The 17451-nt window shown below is 65.7% G+C and carries 20 protein-coding genes and 1 pseudogene; 1 reads left to right on the top strand and 20 read right to left on the bottom strand.

The annotated features are described in order from the left end of the window. Positions 1-59 precede the first annotated feature (59 nt). From clpS to AC1DXX_RS21900, 10 genes and pseudogenes are all read right to left on the bottom strand, one after another. The gene (gene clpS / locus AC1DXX_RS21855; protein ID WP_478136309.1) at positions 60-419 is read right to left on the bottom strand and encodes an ATP-dependent Clp protease adapter ClpS; all 360 of its coding nucleotides are present in this window, start codon (positions 417-419) and stop codon (positions 60-62) included. Between the two features lie 135 nt (positions 420-554). After that, complete coding sequence (locus AC1DXX_RS21860; RefSeq protein ID WP_478136310.1) at positions 555-1169, bottom strand: hypothetical protein; 615 nt, start codon at positions 1167-1169, stop codon at positions 555-557. Between the two features lie 255 nt (positions 1170-1424). Further along, positions 1425-1850: pseudogene (locus AC1DXX_RS21865) on the bottom strand (AAA family ATPase); the annotation flags it as partial. A 109-nt stretch (positions 1851-1959) separates the two neighbouring features. Then, positions 1960-2133, bottom strand: coding sequence for a hypothetical protein (locus AC1DXX_RS21870; RefSeq protein ID WP_478136311.1), 174 nt, complete (start codon positions 2131-2133; stop codon positions 1960-1962). Between the two features lie 770 nt (positions 2134-2903). Beyond that, complete coding sequence (locus AC1DXX_RS21875) at positions 2904-4739, bottom strand: family 2A encapsulin nanocompartment cargo protein cysteine desulfurase (RefSeq protein WP_478136337.1); 1836 nt, start codon at positions 4737-4739, stop codon at positions 2904-2906. Between the two features lie 66 nt (positions 4740-4805). Continuing rightward, positions 4806-5738 (bottom strand): family 2A encapsulin nanocompartment shell protein, encoded by a 933-nt coding sequence (locus tag AC1DXX_RS21880; protein ID WP_478136312.1) that lies wholly within the window; start codon positions 5736-5738, stop codon positions 4806-4808. Between the two features lie 64 nt (positions 5739-5802). Beyond that, complete coding sequence (locus AC1DXX_RS21885) at positions 5803-6072, bottom strand: helix-turn-helix domain-containing protein (protein WP_257860141.1); 270 nt, start codon at positions 6070-6072, stop codon at positions 5803-5805. Continuing rightward, positions 6069-6986 carry a serine O-acetyltransferase EpsC gene (gene epsC, locus AC1DXX_RS21890; protein ID WP_478136313.1) on the bottom strand — a complete coding sequence of 306 codons (918 nt, stop codon included), beginning with the start codon at positions 6984-6986 and terminating at the stop codon, positions 6069-6071. Before epsC ends, AC1DXX_RS21885 begins: the two co-directional genes overlap by 4 nt. A gap of 36 nt (positions 6987-7022) precedes the next feature. Next, positions 7023-7502 carry a rhodanese-like domain-containing protein gene (locus AC1DXX_RS21895; protein WP_478136314.1) on the bottom strand — a complete coding sequence of 160 codons (480 nt, stop codon included), beginning with the start codon at positions 7500-7502 and terminating at the stop codon, positions 7023-7025. Positions 7503-7776: 274 nt separating this feature from the next. Beyond that, a complete protein-coding gene (locus AC1DXX_RS21900; protein WP_478136315.1) occupies positions 7777-8721 on the bottom strand; it encodes a TauD/TfdA dioxygenase family protein in 945 nt (314 codons plus the stop codon). A gap of 146 nt (positions 8722-8867) precedes the next feature. Between AC1DXX_RS21900 and AC1DXX_RS21905 the strand changes: the two genes are divergently transcribed. Continuing rightward, positions 8868-9317, top strand: coding sequence for a hypothetical protein (locus tag AC1DXX_RS21905; RefSeq protein ID WP_478136316.1), 450 nt, complete (start codon positions 8868-8870; stop codon positions 9315-9317). A 70-nt stretch (positions 9318-9387) separates the two neighbouring features. Here the strand turns inward: AC1DXX_RS21905 and AC1DXX_RS21910 are convergent, their stop codons facing one another. From AC1DXX_RS21910 to ssuE, 10 genes are all read right to left on the bottom strand, one after another. Next, the gene (locus AC1DXX_RS21910) at positions 9388-9603 is read right to left on the bottom strand and encodes a TOBE domain-containing protein (protein WP_007829250.1); all 216 of its coding nucleotides are present in this window, start codon (positions 9601-9603) and stop codon (positions 9388-9390) included. A 54-nt stretch (positions 9604-9657) separates the two neighbouring features. Next, a complete protein-coding gene (locus AC1DXX_RS21915; protein ID WP_478136317.1) occupies positions 9658-10254 on the bottom strand; it encodes a malonic semialdehyde reductase in 597 nt (198 codons plus the stop codon). Positions 10255-10274: 20 nt separating this feature from the next. Continuing rightward, positions 10275-11561 (bottom strand): O-acetylhomoserine aminocarboxypropyltransferase/cysteine synthase family protein, encoded by a 1287-nt coding sequence (locus AC1DXX_RS21920; protein ID WP_478136318.1) that lies wholly within the window; start codon positions 11559-11561, stop codon positions 10275-10277. A 145-nt stretch (positions 11562-11706) separates the two neighbouring features. Continuing rightward, a complete protein-coding gene (locus AC1DXX_RS21925) occupies positions 11707-12534 on the bottom strand; it encodes an ATP-binding cassette domain-containing protein (RefSeq protein WP_478136319.1) in 828 nt (275 codons plus the stop codon). A 5-nt stretch (positions 12535-12539) separates the two neighbouring features. Continuing rightward, positions 12540-13505, bottom strand: coding sequence for an aliphatic sulfonate ABC transporter substrate-binding protein (locus AC1DXX_RS21930; protein WP_478136320.1), 966 nt, complete (start codon positions 13503-13505; stop codon positions 12540-12542). Positions 13506-13516: 11 nt separating this feature from the next. Further along, on the bottom strand, positions 13517-14365 hold the full coding sequence (ssuC, locus tag AC1DXX_RS21935) for an aliphatic sulfonate ABC transporter permease SsuC (protein WP_478136321.1): 849 nt from the start codon (positions 14363-14365) through the stop codon (positions 13517-13519). Positions 14366-14377: 12 nt separating this feature from the next. After that, entirely contained in the window at positions 14378-15547 is a 1170-nt protein-coding gene (gene ssuD / locus AC1DXX_RS21940; RefSeq protein WP_478136322.1) for an FMNH2-dependent alkanesulfonate monooxygenase, read from the bottom strand. Further along, on the bottom strand, positions 15547-16506 hold the full coding sequence (locus AC1DXX_RS21945; protein ID WP_478136323.1) for a sulfonate ABC transporter substrate-binding protein: 960 nt from the start codon (positions 16504-16506) through the stop codon (positions 15547-15549). The genes ssuD and AC1DXX_RS21945 overlap by 1 nt, the downstream gene beginning before the upstream one ends. 31 nt (positions 16507-16537) lie before the next feature. Continuing rightward, on the bottom strand, positions 16538-16675 hold the full coding sequence (locus tag AC1DXX_RS21950) for a hypothetical protein (protein WP_478136324.1): 138 nt from the start codon (positions 16673-16675) through the stop codon (positions 16538-16540). Between the two features lie 121 nt (positions 16676-16796). Then, positions 16797-17381 (bottom strand): NADPH-dependent FMN reductase, encoded by a 585-nt coding sequence (ssuE, locus tag AC1DXX_RS21955; RefSeq protein ID WP_478136325.1) that lies wholly within the window; start codon positions 17379-17381, stop codon positions 16797-16799. Positions 17382-17451 lie beyond the last annotated feature (70 nt).

The following is a 17451-nucleotide window of genomic DNA, read 5'->3' on the forward strand; positions in this document are numbered from 1 at the left end:
CTTTTGCCTTGCTGTAAATAAGTTCTCAGATGGGTTGGAGCTTGCGCAATTCAACAGGTTCATGCAACTGGTTCGCTGACGCATTGCAACGGGTGCCCAGCCTGCTGCGCCGCCTCCATGACCTGATTGACCTTGGTAGCCGCCATATCCCGAGAATAGACCCCGCAGACGCCCCTGCCATCGAGATGGATCTTGAGCATGATCTGGGTGGCCGTTTCGCGGTCCTTGCTGAAGTATTCCTGCAGAACGACGATCACGAACTCCATGGGTGTGTAGTCGTCGTTCAGCATCACCACCTGATACATCTGGGGCGGCGCGGTTTTCTGCGGCCGGCGCTCCAGGACGACCGAATCTCCGTCATCCCCGGCCGGTTTTTGGGCCGGGGGGGTGCGGGGAGTTTTGGGAATTCTCGTTGCCATGAAAAAGATTCTATAGAGCGTGCAAGCGCCGTGCCGACGCAAGAAGACTTGGTGGCGCGTATTCGACAAATCAAGGGGCTTGCGTCGTGTACGACAATGCAAACAGCGAAAAAAACCGATGGCTGGCCGGCTTGCTCAAATATTGCGCAGGACCGGCTTTTTGGGTGCCGGCAATTTCCTGCCCTGCAGCCGGGTCGGCGCAGACAAGTCGGGCGGCAACGCATCGATTTTCTCGTCGCTGAGTTCCCGTTCGGGCACTTCCGGGGCGTGAACAAGCATGGGCTGCGACCGGGGGGCACCCATCAATTCCGGGGGGCAGGCCGAATCGGTGGCCGGCGCAGGCTGAGGCACGGGCGCCGTTCGTTCTGGCCGGTTGACAGCCTGCGGCGCCTTGACCGGCCGGGGCGTGGGAGAACCTGACAGCAGCGCCCGCCATTCGGCCTGCCTCTGGGCGTCCTGCTCCGACTGCCAGCGCTGCTGCTCACGAAGCTGCGCCTTGTGGCGCTCCGTATGCTGCCAGCCCAGAAACTCCAGCTCCACCCGAACGGTCTGCTGAACCCACTGCGGCACACACAGCAAGGCCTGCTGCAAGTCTCGCTGGGCTTGCTCCCGGGCCTGTTCGAAGGCCTGGCGCTGGGCTTCGAGTTGCGTACGGGTCGTGCGCGAAAAGACCCAGGCGCCGAGCCCGGCACCGAGCACTCCCAAGGCAAAGCAGGCCACCAGAAAACCAACCTGCATCTCGGTTTTCATCGAGGCGTTTCTCCTGCGGAGTCCCATTTGTGCAACAGATCGAGCGGAATGGCATCAGCCACCTGGGCAAAGCGCTGCCCCACCATGCGCTCAGACTGCTTGGTTCGTGGTTTTCGAGCCAAATGCGTCCACCACGAATGGTCTGAAGAATGTCGTCGCGTGTAACAAGGGCGGAAATGCGCTGGTTCCGGATGTTGCCCAGAGCCTGCTCGCCCAGCGGGAGGTAAGGCACCACGGCCAGACGCCCCAGGAACGCGGCGGGAAAACCTTCAGGGTCGAGACGGTGTGTGGCTCCTGGAACTCGCTCATGTTGATGGTGATGAGGTTTTTCTCTCCCCCATACATCGCTTCCGCCAGTACCAGCGCGGTTTCGGTCTTGCCGACGCCCGAAGGGCCGACCAGGAGGAAGACACCCACTGGCTTGTTCGGATCGGTGAGACGCGCTCGCGCTGTCTGGATGTGTTCCGCAATCGCGGCGAGTGCCTGGCTCTGGCCAATGACGCGTTCGTCGAGCACGGACTGAGGCCTGAAAACCGCAGCAACCTCATCTTTCACCATGCGACCCACGGGAATCCCCGTCCAGTCCGCGACGATGGCCGCGACCACCGACTCATCGACCTGGGGGAAGACCAGCGGTGCATTCTGCTGGCGCAGCAGGAGTTCTTCTTCAAGGGCCTGCAATCGCGCCGAGGGCCATTCGCCCTCGGCGCTACTTTCGCTCCCCTCCCTCTTCCCTGTTCTCAGCACGTGAATCTGCTGAACCATTGCGAGTTCTTCCTGCCAATGGGCTTCATGCGCCGACCCGATGCAGATCGCTGTCATTGAGTTGCCAGAGCCGATGAATCCAATGCATCAGCTCGACGTATGGGTTGCCCCTCAGTTTCGCGAAGGCTGTCGCGGATTCGATGCCACGAAACAGGGTGAGGTCGAGCTTGCCAAACAGCGCTCGTCGAGAAATCGTCATCGCGCGATCCACCCCCCATCAAGCAACACGAATGGCCCAGCTGCATTGCACGCCACGCCGGCACCATCGCGCCGGCCCTCCCCTTTTCTTTGACCACCTGGCACCCCCTATGCTTTCTTGAATAACCGCGATTCTGGGCGTTTGCGGAGGCGTGCGGAGAGCACAGTTTCTACCAATGGTTAAACGGAAAAAGCAGCCAATTGATCCGTGAAATTTGTCCAAAGCTTTACCTCTTTAAAGAAACCAAAGTAGTAATTTTTGAGATGAACGAGAAGAACGCTCGACAAAAAAAGCCCTTAAGTTCCTTTCGGAGATTCAAGGGCTTCGCGTGACGTCGCAAAATGCTGCCGCTCAGCGATGGCACGCACCTTAGCCATCTCTTTGCCATCATTCCGGATCCCGAACGATTGCTTTCAGCCTGTGCTTTGAATGAGCCAGCGCCGTCGCGGCGCGCTATCGGCAGATGGTCTTTGACGATCTCGTCACGCCGAGCGTACGTACGCACCGCATTGGTCCTGTTGCCGCTCGATGCTATTGCCTCGCCCTCAAGAGCTGGCGTTCAGATTGAAGAAGCCCAGGGTGATCTTGGCCGTGCAATAACCCTCGGGCCTGCTGATAGCAGCCACTGTTCTTCGACGGGACGATGATCGGTATTCCTGCTTCGGGGAAATCGTTGCCCATCACCCGTCCGATGGTGGCAAACAGTTCCTGGCGCTGACCCTCGCATGCCACCTTGTTTTTCTTCAGCAGCGTGTCATAGAAGAAGTAGCCTAGCCCGCGCGTCGCTGCCCCGCCAGCCGCCGCACCACCACCACCAGCCGATCGACCTCGTCGAAGGTGTTGTAGAACGCGAGCGAGGGCCGCACCGTCGTCTCGACACCGAAGCGCCGCAGGATCGGCTGCGCGCAGTGGTGGCCGGTGCGCACCGCGATGCCTTCATCGTTCAGCGCATGCCCCACCTCCTCGGTGGTGTAGCCGTCGAGCACGAAGGACATCACGCTCGCCTTGTCGGCTGCCGTGCCGATCAGCCGCACGCCCGGAATCGCGCCGAGCTGCTGCATGCCGTACACCAGCAATTCGTGCTCGTAGCGCGCGATGTTCTCGATGCCGACCTTGTTGACGTAGTCGATCGCAGCACCCAGGCCCACCGCATCGGCGATGTTGCCGGTGCCGGCCTCGAACTTGTTCGGGATCGGCTGGAACACGGTCTTCTCGAAGGTCACGTCGGCGATCATGTTGCCGCCGCCCTGCCAGGGTGGCATGTCTTCCAGCACCTCGCGCCTGCCCCAGACCACGCCGATGCCGGTCGGGCCGAACACCTTGTGGCCGGAGAACACGAAGAAGTCGGCGCCGATGTCCTGCACGTCGACCCGCATGTGCGAGACCGACTGCGCGCCATCGACCAGCGCCCTGGCACCGGCACGGTGGGCCAGCTCGACGATCTCCTTCACCGGCACCACGGTGCCGAGCGCATTGGAGACCTGCGTGACAGCGACGATCTTGGTGCGGTCGTTCAGCAGCTTGCGGTATTCGTCGAGCAGCACCTGCCCCGAATCGTCCACCGGAATCACGCGCAGCTTCGCGCCCTTGGCGGCCGCAAGCTGCTGCCAAGGCACGATGTTGGCATGGTGCTCGAGGTTCGAGACGACGATCTCGTCGCCCTCGCCCACATGCTGCCCGCCCCAGCTCTTGGCCACGAGGTTGATGGCCTCGGTGGTGCCGCGCACGAAGATCACCTCTTCGACTTCCGGCGCATTGATGAACTTGCGAACGCGCTCGCGCGCGCCTTCGTAGGCATCGGTGGCGCGCGCCGCGAGTTCGTGCGCCGCACGGTGGATGTTCGAGTTCTCGTGCTCGTAAAAGTACGCGATGCGATCGATGACCGACTGCGGCTTGTGCGTGGTGGCCGCGTTGTCGAACCACACCAGCTGCCTGCCGTTCACCCGCTCCTGCAGGATCGGGAAATCGCGGCGCACGGCGTTGACGTCGAACGGAGGATGCTGGCCGCTGCCTGCGAGCGGCACCGCATCGGGCCCGCGCGGGTCGGGCTTGGCCGGCGTCACGAAGCCGCTGGGCAGGCGCACCGCATCGACGAAGTAGAACTGCGCATCGCGGCCGGCTGGCGCCGAAGGCGGGCTCGGTGGCAATGCCGGCCGAGCCACCGGCGCGGCGAGGCCGGCGAACGGGTCGTGAATGGCGACGCCATCGCTGCCCCCCGCCGTCGGATGACCGTAGCTGTTGTTCAGGAAGTAGAACGGCGATGCCGTTGCAGCCTGCGGCGCGACGGGCGCACCGGCCTGTTGCGGCACACCCAGCACCGTGCCACCCGAACGCGGCTCGAAGGCCGGCGCCACGGACAACACACTGTCAGGCACGCCATTTCCCGCCGCCGCATGCGGCAGCAAGGCAGGCGCGCGATTCGCAAGCGAAGGCAACTGGGTCGGCGAAGCCGGCAGCACATTGGTGCCCGGAATCTGCCCCTGCGGGATCGGCGTGCCCGGCACGCTCGGCCCGAAGCCCGCGGGGCTCACGAGCGGAGAACCCGGCGGCGCGATGTTGGCGGGGAACTGCGCGCCCGGCAGCGCGGAGAACATGGCGCTCGCCATGCGCGCGAGGATGGCCGGATCGAACGGCGCCTCGCCCGGAGTCGTTGGTGTTGTGCTCACCGCGGCTTACTTGTAGGTGTCGGGGTAGTCGTGGTATTTGCCGATTTCCACATCGTCGAGCACTGCCAGCGCGTCGGTGGTCAGCACCGCGAGCGAGCAGTACAGCGAGATCAGGTACGACGCGATCGCATGATTGTTGATGCCCATGAAGCGCACCGACAGGCCCGGGCTCTGCTCGCCCGAGAGGCCCGGCTGGAACAGCCCCACCACGCCCTGGCGCTTGTCGCCCACGCGCAGCAGCAGGATCTTGCTCTTGCCGTCGGCCACCGGCACCTTGTTCGACGGAATCAGCGGAATGCCGCGCCAGGTGATGAACTGCGAGCCGAACAGGCTCACGGTCGGCGGCGGCGTGCCGCGGCGCGTGGCTTCGCGGCCGAAGGCGGCAATGGCGAGCGGGTGCGTGAGGAAGAACGCGGGCTCCTTCCACACCTTGGTCAGCAGCTCGTCGAGGTCGTCGGGCGTGGGCGCGCCGGTCAGCGGGAAGATGCGCTGCTCTTCGCTCACCTGGGCCAGCAGGCCGTAGTCAGGGTTGTTGATGAGCTCGCTCTCCTGGTTCTCCTTGATCGTTTCGATCGTGAGACGCAGTTGCTCCTTGATCTGGTCGTGCGGGCTGCTGTAGAGGTCGGAGATGCGGGTGTGCACGTCGAGCACGGTGCTCACCGCATTGAGATGGTGCTCGCGCGGGTTCTCTTCGTAGTCGACGAAGGTGCGCGGCAGCTGGTTCTCTTCTTCGCGCGAGGTGCAGGTGACCTTGATCGACTCGGGGTTCTTGACCTTGTTGACGCGGTAGATGCCCGCCTCCACCGGCACCCATTGCAGCAGGTGCGTCAGCCAGCGCGGGCTGATGGTTTCGAGTTGGGGGACTGTCTTGGTGGCATTGGCCAGCTGGCGTGCGGCGTTGTCGCCAAGGGCGGTGGTACCACCGACTGTTGCGCTCATGAATCGAAGCTCCGTGGAGTGGAAAGAAAGTGGCCGCCAGTGTCCGGCGACCAAGGGTTTCCCCTCAACAGGCTATAGCCGCCAAGTTGATCCGTCGTGCAAGGCGCGATTGCTCGAGTTGCTCGCAGCGCGCGAGCAGGTTGACGATGTTGATCCCCAGCGCGGTCGCGAGCTTCTGCGCGGTGACGATCGACGGGATCACGCGGCCGCGTTCGACCTCGCCCACATACGAGCGGTTGAGGTCCGAGCGTTCGGCCAACTGCTCCTGCGACCAGCCATGCGCCTCGCGCAGCTGCCGCACCGTGACGCCGAAGTCTTCGACAAAGGCCTTCATGGCGCGCTCGCTTTCGGCGGCGCGTTCTGCAGACTGGCCTGCGTCACGCTGGCGCCCGGCTTCACGTCGTCGGTGATCCAGACGTTGCCGCCGATGACCGCGCCCTTCCCCAGCGTCACGCGCCCGAGGATGGTTGCGCCCGCGTAGATCACCACGTCGTCTTCCACCACCGGATGCCGCGGCAGGCCCTTCTGCAGGTTGCCCTCGGTGTCGGTCGGAAAGCGCTTGGCGCCGAGCGTCACGGCCTGGTAGAGCCGCACGCGCTTGCCGATGACGGCCGTTTCGCCGATCACGACACCCGTGCCGTGGTCGATGAAGAAGCCCGCATCGATCTGCGCACCGGGGTGGATGTCGATGCCGGTCTGCGCATGTGCCAGCTCGGCCACGATGCGCGCCAAGAGCGGCAGGTCGAGCTTGTAGAGCTGGTGCGCGAGCCGGTGATGGATCATCGCGAGCACGCCGGGGTAGCACAGCAGCACTTCATCGACGCTGCGTGCCGCCGGGTCGCCCTGGTAAGCGGCGAGCACATCGCTGTCGAGCAGGCGGCGCAGGCCCGGCAGCGCGTTCGCGAACTGGCGCACGGCTTCGGTGGCGATGTCGTCGATCTCGCTGGCGGGGCGCGGCTGGAGGCGCGCATTGAAATTGAGTTCCAGACGCGCCTGCAGCAGCAGCGCCTGCAAGGCGGCGTCGAGCGTGTGGCCGACGTAGAAGTCCTCGCTCTCGTGGCGCAGGTCCGGCGGACCGAGCCGCATCGGAAAGAGCGCGCCCTTGAGCGACTCGACGATCTGCGCGAGCGCATCGCGCGACGGAAACTCGCGCGCGCCGGGCTCGCGCGAGCGCCGCTGCGAATCGCGCCACTCGTCGCGCACGCCGTGCAGCGCGCGCACGATGTCGCTTACCTCGAAATGGGCCATGTGTTCATCCTCCCGGAAATGTCTTGTATTGAGGGCTCAGTCCTGCACCCACGGCAACTGGTGAAAACGCCAGCCGTCCGCACCGCCGCGGTGCTGGTGCGCATCGATCTCGCCCTCGAAACCTTCGAGCACGTTGAAGACATGCGTGAACCCGGCCTTGGTCGCAGCTTCGGCGGCCAGCGCAGAGCGCTTGCCGCTGCGGCACAACAGCAGCACCACGGCATCCTTGCCGCCGTCCTTGGCGAGCCTGGCCTCGAGTTCGCGCACGAAGCGCGGATTGCGCGTGAGCGCGGTACCCGTGGCCCAGGCCACGTGCAGGCTCTCCGGCACCTGGCCGACGAACTTGCGTTCCTCGCCCGAGCGCACGTCGACCAGCACGGCCTGGCCCTTCTGCACCAATTCCCAGGCCACTGGCGGTGTCACGCCGCCGGCATAGGGCCAGTTGCTTTCGGCGGCCTTGGCGCGCGCCTGTTCCAGTGCTTCGGGCAAGACGAGTTCTTCAACTTCCACTGACATGCTGTGCGGCTCCTGTTGTGCGTTGGAATTCGCCTTGATGGCGATGACCACCACTGTAGGAGCGCTGCCGCGAAGCTCCAACGACCGAAAAGTCGATTCTTAACAACCGGACGTTGTATAGAGGCGCGCCAGCCTCGTCCGTCGCGCGTCGATTGTGTTCCTGGCGCGCGTGTTTCGGGCGCTGTTGTTCCGGGCGCGTGCACAGGCCACCGGGTGCTCCCCTCCGCGAACACGTCAAACACTAAGCGACGAACCAAAAATCGCGCCGCACATGTCAGGCAGCCGCCGCCTCGGCCGCGCGCACGGCCGGCGCGGTGAGATCGACGCTCTTCGCACCGTCCACGCCATACGGCACGTCACCTGCGATCGTGACCCGCCGCACCACCCGGTGCCGGTCCCCGTAGTCGTTGATCGCGTAGTGCTGCGTGGCCCGGTTGTCCCAGATCGCCACGTCGCCTTGCGTCCAGCGCCAGCGCACCGTGTTCTCCAGGCGGTGCACATGGCTCTGCAGCACGCTCAGCAGGTGATTGGAGTCATGGGTCGAATGGCCGGCCAGCCGCTTCACGAAGTGGCCCAGCACGAGGCTGCGCTCCCCTGTCTCCGGGTGCACGCGCACCACCGGGTGCTCGGCTTCGAGCAGGCGGCGGGTGAACACCTCCCTGTAGCGCTTGACGCCTTCGTCGGCCAGGTCGGCCGGCTGCCGCGCGGCGGCGTAGTCGTAGTCGTTGCCATGCACCGCGCGCAAGCGGTCGGCCAGCACCTTCAGGTCGTCCGAGAGGCTTTCATAGGCGGCCACGGTGTTGGCCCAGACGGTGTCACCGCCATACGCAGGGATCACGACTGCGCGAAGGATCGACACCTGCGGGTAGGCGACTTCGAAGGTCACGTCGGTGTGCCACGAGTTGGCACGGCCGCCGTGGCGCGAGTCGAGTTCCAGCAGTTGCGTGCCGTCCTTCGAGGGCACGGTCGGGTGCGGCACCAGCTCGCCCCAGAGGCGGCCGAAGGCCTGCTGCTGCACATCGTCCAGATGCTGCTGGCCGCGGAAGAACAGCACCTTGTGCTTGAGGAGCGCCGCCTTGACGGACTGGAACACCTCGGGCTGCAAGGCACCCGAGAGCCGCACGCCGCGCACCTCGGCGCCAATGTGGCCGGCCTGCCGGACGATGTCGAGTTCGTTGTCCCGCGCGTCCTGCGCCGGGGAAGAAAGAATGGCGCTCATCGAAGATCCTCTTGTTGGATGGTTCCAACAGATTCTGCGAGGCGGCAGCACCGGACGGAAGGAAGCTGTTCGCAGTTCCTCATGCCCCCTTCGACTAAGCCATGCTGGATATATCGATGTGCTAAAAACAGAGGCACAGTAGCGCCATGGATCACAAAGTCATCACCCTCATCAAGTGGCTCTTCCTGGCCATCGGGCTCGGCTTCCTTGTCGGCGCCATCTTTGCCGGCAGCGAGGCCAAGCTGGTTCTCACGATCATGGGCGTGATCTTCGCCGGCGTGGGCGGCGGCATCATCGCCTTCGGCCGCTGGAGCGCGCAGAAGGAAGCCGACCTGCGCCAGAACGGCCAGCTGGTCGAGGCCGAGTTCCAGCAGGTCGAAGTCAACACCAGCCTCGAAGTGAACGGAGTGAACCCGTTCCGCATCGTCGCCCAGTGGCACGACACGGCCAACGACCGCCTCCACGTCTTCCGCAGCGCCAATCTCTGGTTCGACCCGACCGACCATGTCCAGGAATGGATTCCGGTCTACATCGACCTGAAGAACCCCAAGCGCTATCACATGGACACGTCGTTCCTCCCCAAGCTGCAGCGCTGAGCGGAACCCGCACGTAAAAAAACCCGGCGCCAGGACGGCGCCGGGTTGTTCGCAATCGCCCGAGGGTCCGTCAGAGCTTCGCGATCGAAACCTCCGTCGACTTCACGAGCGCGACCACGTCGGAGCCCACCTTGAGCTGCAGCTCGTCGACCGAGCGCGTGGTGATGACCGAGGTCACGATGCCCCAGGCGGTCTCGACATCGACTTCGGAGACGACGTCGCCGCGGATGATTTCGCGGACCTTGCCCTTGAACTGGTTGCGGACGTTGATGGCTTGGATGGACATGATGGTTTCTCTTTCAGGTTGAAGGAACGATGAGGGTCGGAAGGGAGCGGCGGATCAGACGATCTCCGCCACGTCGTCGAACGCCAGCCGGGGCCCACGCTCGAAAGTACCGGCGTGGTCGGCCACGCCGAGGTTGACGAGGAAGTTGGCGCGGTAGCGGCCGTCGGGGAAGAAGGCCTTGTCGACCAGCTCCGCGTTGAAGCCCGACTGCGGCCCCGCGTCGAGCCCGAGCGAGCGCGCCGCCAGGATCAGGTAGGCGCCCTGCAGGCTGCTGTTGCGGAAGGCCGTGGCCTGCGCGGCCTCAGCGCTCTTCTCGAAGAAGGGCTTGGCGTCGTAGGCCGGGAACTGCGTGGGCAGGTGCACGTAGAAACGGGTGTCGTGCGCCACGATCACCGTGACGCCGGACGCCAGCGTCTGCGCCGTGTTGCCGGCCGAGACCGCGGGTTTGAGCCTGGCCTTGGCCTCTTCGCTGCGCACGAACACGTAGCGGCCGGGCTGGCCGTTGTAGGCGGTCGGGCCCCATTTCACGAGGTCGTAGAGCTTGTGGATCAACTCGTCGGTGACGGGCACCGGCTTGAAGGCGTGCACGGTGCGCGCCTTACGGAACAGCTGATCGAGTGCCGCTTCTGGAATGGCGTTGAGTGTTGTCATGGTTTTGTTCGTAGAAGCGTTTACGACGCGGCGGCCAACGCGACGTCGAGGTCTGCGATCAGGTCATCGATGTGCTCGATGCCGACGGACAGGCGCACCGTGTCTTCCGTCACGCCGGCTCTTGCGAGCTCTTCGGGCGAGAGCTGGCGGTGCGTAGTCGAGGCCGGGTGCGTGGCCAGCGAGCGCACGTCGCCGATGTTCACGAGCCGCGTGAAGAGCTTGAGCGCATCGAGGAACTTCGCCCCACCCTCGCGGCCGCTGCCGATGCCGAAAGTCAGCACGCCGCTGGACTTGCCGCCGAAGTATTTCTTCGCCAGCGCGTGGTCGGGATGGTCTTCGAGCGCCGCGTAGTTGACCCAGTTCACGGCCTTGTGCGTCTTCAGGTGCTGCGCCACGGAGAGCGCGTTGCTACTGATGCGGTCCATGCGCAGCGCCAGCGTCTCGATGCCCTGCAGGATCAGGAAGGCGTTGAAGGGCGAGATGGCCGCGCCGGTATTGCGCAGCGGCACCACGCGTGCACGGCCGATGTAGGCCGCCGGGCCCAGCGCCTCGGTGTAGACCACGCCGTGATAACTCACGTCGGGCTCGTTCAAGCGCCTGAAGCGCTCCTTGTGCTCGGCCCACGGGAACTTGCCCGAATCGACGATGGCGCCGCCAATGCTCGTGCCGTGGCCGCCGAGGTACTTGGTGAGCGAGTGCACCACGATGTCGGCGCCGTGCTCGATGGGCCGGCTCAGGTACGGCGAGGGCACGGTGTTGTCGACGATCAGCGGCACGCCGTGGCGGTGTGCGATTTCGGCGATGGCCGCGATGTCGGTCACGTTGCCGGCCGGGTTGCCGAGCGATTCGACGAACACCGCCTTGGTCTTCTCGTCGAACAGCTTCTCAAAGCTCTTCGGATCGCGGTGGTCCGCGAAGCGCGTGGTGATGCCGAACTGCGGCAGCGTGTGCGCGAACAGGTTGTAGGTGCCGCCGTAGAGCGCGGTGCTGCTGACGATGTTGTCACCCGCCTCCGCGATGGTCTGGATCGCATAGGTCACGGCCGCCTGGCCCGAGGCCAGCGCGAGCGCCGCGATGCCGCCTTCGAGCGCGGCCACGCGCTGCTCCAGCACGTCCTGCGTCGGGTTGTTGATGCGGGTGTAGATGTTGCCCGGCACCTTGAGGTCGAACAGGTCGGCGCCATGCTGCGCGCTGTCGAAGGCGTAAGCCACCGTCTGGTAGATCGGCGGCGCGACGGCGCGCGTGGTCGGCTCGGGCGAATAGCCGGCGTGCACCGACAGGGTTTCGAATTTCCAGTTCTGCGACATGCGACTACCTTTCAGAGTTGAAGGAAAAGACGAGCTGAATGATTCACTTCAGGAATACCGCGGAACCGGCTTCGCCGGGCCGCTGGTATTGCCCCCGGCGAGGGGGTGGGCGGCCACACGAAGTGGGCAAGCCTGGGGGCGTGCATCAAATTGCCCAGCGCAGTGCGTGCGCCGGGGTTCCGAGCCAGCTGGCGTCGGTGCTTGCTTCAGCCTCTTCGGGCTTTTGCAGCACCCTGTCGAGGATGCGTTTTTCGATGGCGGCAAAGGCCGGGTCGCCCTGCGAGCGCGGGCGGGCCAGCGCGATGTTTTCGTCGAGCGCGATGCGACCGTCTTCGATCAGGATCACGCGGTCGGCCAGCGCCACGGCTTCCTGCACGTCGTGCGTCACCAGCAGCGCGGTGAAGCGGTGCCGCTGCCACAGGTTTTCGATGAGGCGGTGCATCTCGATGCGGGTCAGTGCGTCGAGCGCGCCCAGCGGCTCGTCTAGCAGCAGCAGGCGCGGGTGATGCACCAGCGCACGCGCCAGCGACACGCGTTGCCGCTGCCCGCCCGACAAACGCGCCGGCCATTCGTTCTCGCGATCGGCCAGGCCCACTTGCGCCAGCACTTCCTTGCCGCGCGGCTTGGCGTCGTTCGGCAAGCCCAGCGTCACGTTGTCGAGCACGCGGCGCCAGGGCAGCAGGCGCGCCTCCTGGAACATGATGCGGGTGTCGTCGTGCAGGCCGTTGATGGCCTTGCCGTCGGTATAGAGCCCGCCCGAACTCGCCTCTTCGAGCCCCGCGATGAGCCGCAGCAAGGTGCTCTTGCCGCAGCCGCTGCGACCCACAATGGCGATGAACTGGCCGGGCTCGATGGTGAGCTTGGTGTTGCGCAGCACGTCGCGCGTGCCGTAGCGCTTGTGCAGGCCACGCGCTTCGAGGCGCACGCCACCTGCGATGGCCTGGGGTTGGATGTCTTTCAGAACGGCACTCATGGGCTTCAGGCTCCGGGTTTGAACAGCGCCACGTCGAGCGCATTGATTTTTCGGGGCAGCAGCTTTTCGGTGAAGAAGGCATCGGCAATGCGCTGCTGCTCGGTCAGGCCTTCCGGCACGACCGGGCGCACCGCGTAGCTGCGGCGGGCGTTGGCCTGCTCGATGGTCGCGGCGTCGAGGCCCCACACGGGCGACAGCAACGCGGCGGCCTCCTTGGGGTTCTGCTTGACCCACTTGCCGGTCTTCTCGAGTTCGGCATAGATCACGCGCAGCACATCGGGCCGCGCCTTGGCGAACTTGCTGCCGGCCAGGTAGTAGCGCTGGTACGAGGCGATGCCCGTGCCGTCGGCCAGCACGCGCACCTTCGATTGGCGCTGCGCGGCGGAGAGGAACGGGTCCCACACCACCCAGGCGTCGATGGCGCCCTTCTCGAAGGCGGCGCGGCCATCGGCCGGTGTGAGGTAGGCAGGCTCGATGTCCTTGAACGAGAGTCCGGCCTTGTCGAGTGCGGCGATCAGCAGGTAGTGCACGCCGGCTGCCTTGGCAAAGCCGATCTTCTTGCCCTTGAGGTCGGCCACAGTCTTGATCGGCGAGTCTTCGCGCACGACGATGGCCTGCGCCGCGGGCGATGGCGCCTCCTGCGCCACGAAGGTCAGGTCGGCACCAGCGGCCTGCGCGAACACCGGCACGGTGTCGGCCACGTCGGCGCTGATGTCGAGGTTGTCGAGGTTCAGCGCCTCGAGCAGCGGCAGGCCGCTGGTGAACTCATGCCAGCTCAGCGTCGCATTGAGCGGCGCGAGCTGCTTTTCGAGCGCGCCCTGCGCCTTGAGAAGTGCCGTCAGCGTCGACGACTTCTGGTAGCCGAAGCGTACGGTGACGGGCCGCGGCGCGATGCCCTGTGCCAACACGGCACCGGCGCCCCATGCGCCCAGCGTGGCGATGGCCGCGCGTCGGGAAATGGTGTTCTTCATGCGCCCTGCCCTCAGCTCGCCTTCTTCTGGTAGCCCGGGTGCCAGCGCAGCCACCATTGCTCCAGCCCGCGCGCAAACAGATCGGCCAGCTTGCCGAGCAGCGCGTACAGCAGGATGCCCACGAGCACGATGTCGGTCTGCAGGAACTCGCGGGCATTCATCGTCAGGTAACCGATGCCGGCCTGCGCCGAGATGGTCTCGGCCACGATCAGGATCACCCACATCAGGCCCAGCGAAAACCGCAGGCCCACGAGGATCGACGACAGCGCGCCCGGCAGGATCACCTCGCGGTACAGCTGCCAGCGCGAGAGGCCATAGGTGCGCCCCATCTCGATCAGTTGCGGATCGACGTTGCGGATGCCGTGGAAGGTGTTGAGGTAGATCGGGAAGAACACCGACACCGAGATCAAAAACAGCTTGGCCGACTCGTCGATGCCGAACCAGAGGATCACGAGCGGGATCAGCGCCAGCGCAGGGATGTTGCGCACCATCTGGATCGTCGAGTCGAGCAGCGTCTCGAAGAACTTCACCGAGCCGGTCAGAAGGCCCAGCACCAGCCCGGCGCCGCCGCCGATGGCGAGGCCCGCGAGCGCGCGGCCCGCGCTGACCTTCACGTGCGTCCAGAGTTCGCCGGACACCGCCAGCGACCATGCGGCCTTGACCACGTCGACCGGTGCCGGCAGCACGCGCGTGGAGAGCCAGCCGAGCGACGACGCGATCTGCCAGAAGACGATCAGTCCCACCGGCACGAGCCAGGGGATGAGCCGCTTCGCGACGTTGATGCCGAAGGCCTTGAGCGCCTTGCCGGCGCCTGCATCGGATGTGGTGGCCACCGGAAGCTCCTGCACTTGTTCGGTCATGGGGTTCCTTGCTCAGCTCTGGGAAACGAGGCGCGATGGCGCGTCGAGATTGGCGACGACCTCGCCGAAGGGCCCGCTCAGCGAACCTCCGGCCAGCCGGGTCTGCGCCTTGCGCGAGAGCAGCGGGAACACCAGCTCGGCGAAGCGGTACGCCTCTTCGAGGTGCGGATAGCCCGAGAGAATGAAGTTGTCGATGCCGAGCGCTGCGTACTCCTCGATGCGCGCCGCGACGGTCTTCGGGTCGCCCACCAACGCGGTGCCCGCGCCACCGCGCACCAGGCCGACGCCAGCCCAGAGGTTCGGCGAGATCTCCAACTCGGCGCGCGAACGCTTGGCGCCGCCCGCATGCAGCGCGGCCATGCGGCGCTGGCCTTCGGAGTCCATGCGCGCAAAGGCGGCCTGGGCACGGATGACGGTCTCGTCGTCCACGCGGCTGATGAGTTCCTCGGCGGCCTTCCAGGCGGCGTCTTCGGTTTCGCGCACGATCACGTGCAGGCGGATGCCGAACTGGACCTTGCGGCCCTGGCGCTCGGCGCGCGCGCGCACGTCGGCGATCTTCTTCGCCACCTCGGCAGGCGGTTCGCCCCAGGTGAGGTAGGCATCGACCTGCTCGGCGGCCAGGTCGTGCGCGGCGGCCGACGAGCCACCGAACCAGACTGGCGGATAAGGCTGCTGCACCGGCGGATACAACAGCTTGGCACCCTTCACGCTCAGGTGCTTGCCTTCGTAGTCGAAGCTCTGGCCCTCATGGCTGCGCGTAAGGATCTCGCGCCAGATGCGAATGAACTCGGCGGACTGCTCGTAGCGCGATGCGTGATCGAGGTAGACACCGTCGCCTTCGAGCTCGGCCTGGTCGCCGCCCGTCACGAGGTTCACGAGCAAGCGTCCGCCCGAGAGCCGGTCGAAGGTCGCGGCCATGCGCGCGGCCAGGCTGGGCTGGTGCAGGCCGGGCCGCACCGCCACCAGGAACTTGAGCTTCTTCGTCGAGCCGATCAGGCTGGACGCGATCACCCACGGGTCTTCGCAGGAGCGCCCGGTGGGAATCAGCACGCCTTCGTAGCCGAGGTTGTCGGCCGCACCCGCGATCTGCTGCAGGTAGGCCAGGTCGATGGGGCGCGCGCCCTCGCTCGTGCCGAGGTAGCGGCTGTCGCCGTGCGTGGGGAGGAACCAGAAGATCTGCATCACGCGACTCCCGCGCCGGCGGCTTCGAGCACGTTGATCTTTTTCGGGATCAGCTTCAGCTCGAAGAAGGTGTCGGCGATCTTTTGCTGCTCGGCCAGGATGGCCTTGGTGATGGGTGTGGTGCCGTAGCCCACGCGGCCCACCGACAGGTCGGCCACCGGCTTCGGCAGGCCCCAGAGGGTGGCGAGTTCGGCCGCGTATTCGCTCTTGTTGGCAGCGCCCCAGACGTCGATCTTGTTGATCTCCTCGACCGCGATGGCCAGCACGTCGGCGTTCTTCGCCACGTAGTCGAGCGAGGAGAAGTAGTAAGCGCGGTTGCCGACCACGCCGGTGGCGTCGGCCAGCACGCGGGCTTCGAGCGACTTCTCGGCGGCAGCGAGAAACGGGTCCCAGATCACCCAGGCGTCGACCGAGCCCTTCTCGAAGGCTGCGCGCGCATCGGCCGGCGGCAGGTAGACCAGGCTCAGGTCACCGTACGACAGGCCATGCTTTTCAGCCAGCTTGACGATGAAGTAATGGACGTTCGACCCCTTGTTGAGCGCGATCTTCTTGCCCTTCAGGTCGGCCACCGTCCGGATGGCCGAGCCCTTGGGCACCAGCACCGCTTCGGACTGCGGCCGTGGCACGGTCGCCGCCACGTAGGCCAGCGGCGCACCGGCGGCCTGCGCGAAGATGGGCGGTGCTTCGCCGACATCGCCGAAGTCGATCGAGCCGACGTTGAGCGCTTCGAGCTGCACCGGGCCCGCGGCGAACTCGGTCCACTTCACGGTCACGCCGAGCGGCGCCAGCCGCTTCTCGAGCGTGCCGCGGCCCTTGAGGATGCTCAGCGGCCCCTTCTGGTTGCCGACGCGCAGCTGGCGCGCAGGCGCCTGGGCCAGCGCCGCGAACGAGGAAGGCAGCGCAACGGCGGCGGCAACGCCCTGGATCAGGCGACGGCGGGGGATGGAGATCGGAGTCATGGCAGTGTTCGGGGGTTGAAGTGCCGCGCAATCACGCGGCGGAAATGAAGCTCACGATCAGCGCGATGGCACTGACCACGATGGCGCTGACGACGAGATCGCCCAGCGCATGCCAGAGGGAACGCGGCGGTGTGTCGAGCGCGGAGTCTTCGGTGGCAACGGGGTTCATGCGTGGATTCCTTGGTGCAGAAACTTCAGGCAAAGCTGTTCCCTTGCCGCGCACAGGCGGGTTCGAAGGCGGGAACGGGGATGGGTCTGGTCGAACCCGGGCTCGGCAAGGAGCCCGGTCGTCAGACGCTACATCGCACGCGGGAGAAAGGCACCGGCTCGAAGCCGTGTGTCGCTGGCAGCTTCAGGCCTTCGGTGGCGAGCACCTCGACGGCCTCGTTGAGTCGCTCCGCCAGGTCGTTGTGCACCTGGTAGGCGTTCTCGGGCGTCAGCGCGATCTGCGAATCGCTGGCGTAGACGCCCGGCAGGATGTGACGCGCCGACAGCGCCTGCAACACGGGCCGCAGGGCGTAGTCGAGCGCGAGCATGTGGTGCGGGCTGCCGCCGGTGGCCAGCGGCAGCACCGTCTTGCCCTTGAGCGCGTTCTGCGCCAGCAGGTCGAGAAAGACCTTCAGCACGCCGCTGTAGGCCGCCTTGTAGACCGGCGTGGCCACGACGATCACGCGAGCCGCCGCCACCTGGGCGATGGCACGCTCGATGGCCGGATGGTTCCATTCGGCCAGCAGCAGCGCCTGCGCCGGCAGGTCGCGAATGGCGAGCCGCTCGATCCGCGCATGGCGCTTGGCCAGCCGCTCGCCCACGGCCTCGAGCAAGGCGGTTGAACGGGACGGGGCCGAGGGGCTGCCGGCAATCAAGAGAACGGACACGAGAAGCTTTCGTTGGTCTTCAGGAATTCAGGGCGAATCGATCCCTGGCGCCCTCTGACGAGCGCCACCA

Source organism: Variovorax sp. P4_B10, assembly GCF_056402375.1.

Coding starts and splice junctions, on each gene's coding strand:
- clpS (WP_478136309.1), bottom strand. CDS start 419: ATGGCAACGAGAATTCCCAAAACTCCCCGCACCCCCCCGGCCCAAAAA.
- AC1DXX_RS21860 (WP_478136310.1), bottom strand. CDS start 1,169: ATGAAAACCGAGATGCAGGTTGGTTTTCTGGTGGCCTGCTTTGCCTTG.
- AC1DXX_RS21870 (WP_478136311.1), bottom strand. CDS start 2,133: ATGACGATTTCTCGACGAGCGCTGTTTGGCAAGCTCGACCTCACCCTG.
- AC1DXX_RS21875 (WP_478136337.1), bottom strand. CDS start 4,739: ATGGCGAGCGCCATGTTCTCCGCGCTGCCGGGCGCGCAGTTCCCCGCC.
- AC1DXX_RS21880 (WP_478136312.1), bottom strand. CDS start 5,738: ATGAGCGCAACAGTCGGTGGTACCACCGCCCTTGGCGACAACGCCGCA.
- AC1DXX_RS21885 (WP_257860141.1), bottom strand. CDS start 6,072: ATGAAGGCCTTTGTCGAAGACTTCGGCGTCACGGTGCGGCAGCTGCGC.
- epsC (WP_478136313.1), bottom strand. CDS start 6,986: ATGGCCCATTTCGAGGTAAGCGACATCGTGCGCGCGCTGCACGGCGTG.
- AC1DXX_RS21895 (WP_478136314.1), bottom strand. CDS start 7,502: ATGTCAGTGGAAGTTGAAGAACTCGTCTTGCCCGAAGCACTGGAACAG.
- AC1DXX_RS21900 (WP_478136315.1), bottom strand. CDS start 8,721: ATGAGCGCCATTCTTTCTTCCCCGGCGCAGGACGCGCGGGACAACGAA.
- AC1DXX_RS21905 (WP_478136316.1), top strand. CDS start 8,868: ATGGATCACAAAGTCATCACCCTCATCAAGTGGCTCTTCCTGGCCATC.
- AC1DXX_RS21910 (WP_007829250.1), bottom strand. CDS start 9,603: ATGTCCATCCAAGCCATCAACGTCCGCAACCAGTTCAAGGGCAAGGTC.
- AC1DXX_RS21915 (WP_478136317.1), bottom strand. CDS start 10,254: ATGACAACACTCAACGCCATTCCAGAAGCGGCACTCGATCAGCTGTTC.
- AC1DXX_RS21920 (WP_478136318.1), bottom strand. CDS start 11,561: ATGTCGCAGAACTGGAAATTCGAAACCCTGTCGGTGCACGCCGGCTAT.
- AC1DXX_RS21925 (WP_478136319.1), bottom strand. CDS start 12,534: ATGAGTGCCGTTCTGAAAGACATCCAACCCCAGGCCATCGCAGGTGGC.
- AC1DXX_RS21930 (WP_478136320.1), bottom strand. CDS start 13,505: ATGAAGAACACCATTTCCCGACGCGCGGCCATCGCCACGCTGGGCGCA.
- ssuC (WP_478136321.1), bottom strand. CDS start 14,365: ATGACCGAACAAGTGCAGGAGCTTCCGGTGGCCACCACATCCGATGCA.
- ssuD (WP_478136322.1), bottom strand. CDS start 15,547: ATGCAGATCTTCTGGTTCCTCCCCACGCACGGCGACAGCCGCTACCTC.
- AC1DXX_RS21945 (WP_478136323.1), bottom strand. CDS start 16,506: ATGACTCCGATCTCCATCCCCCGCCGTCGCCTGATCCAGGGCGTTGCC.
- AC1DXX_RS21950 (WP_478136324.1), bottom strand. CDS start 16,675: ATGAACCCCGTTGCCACCGAAGACTCCGCGCTCGACACACCGCCGCGT.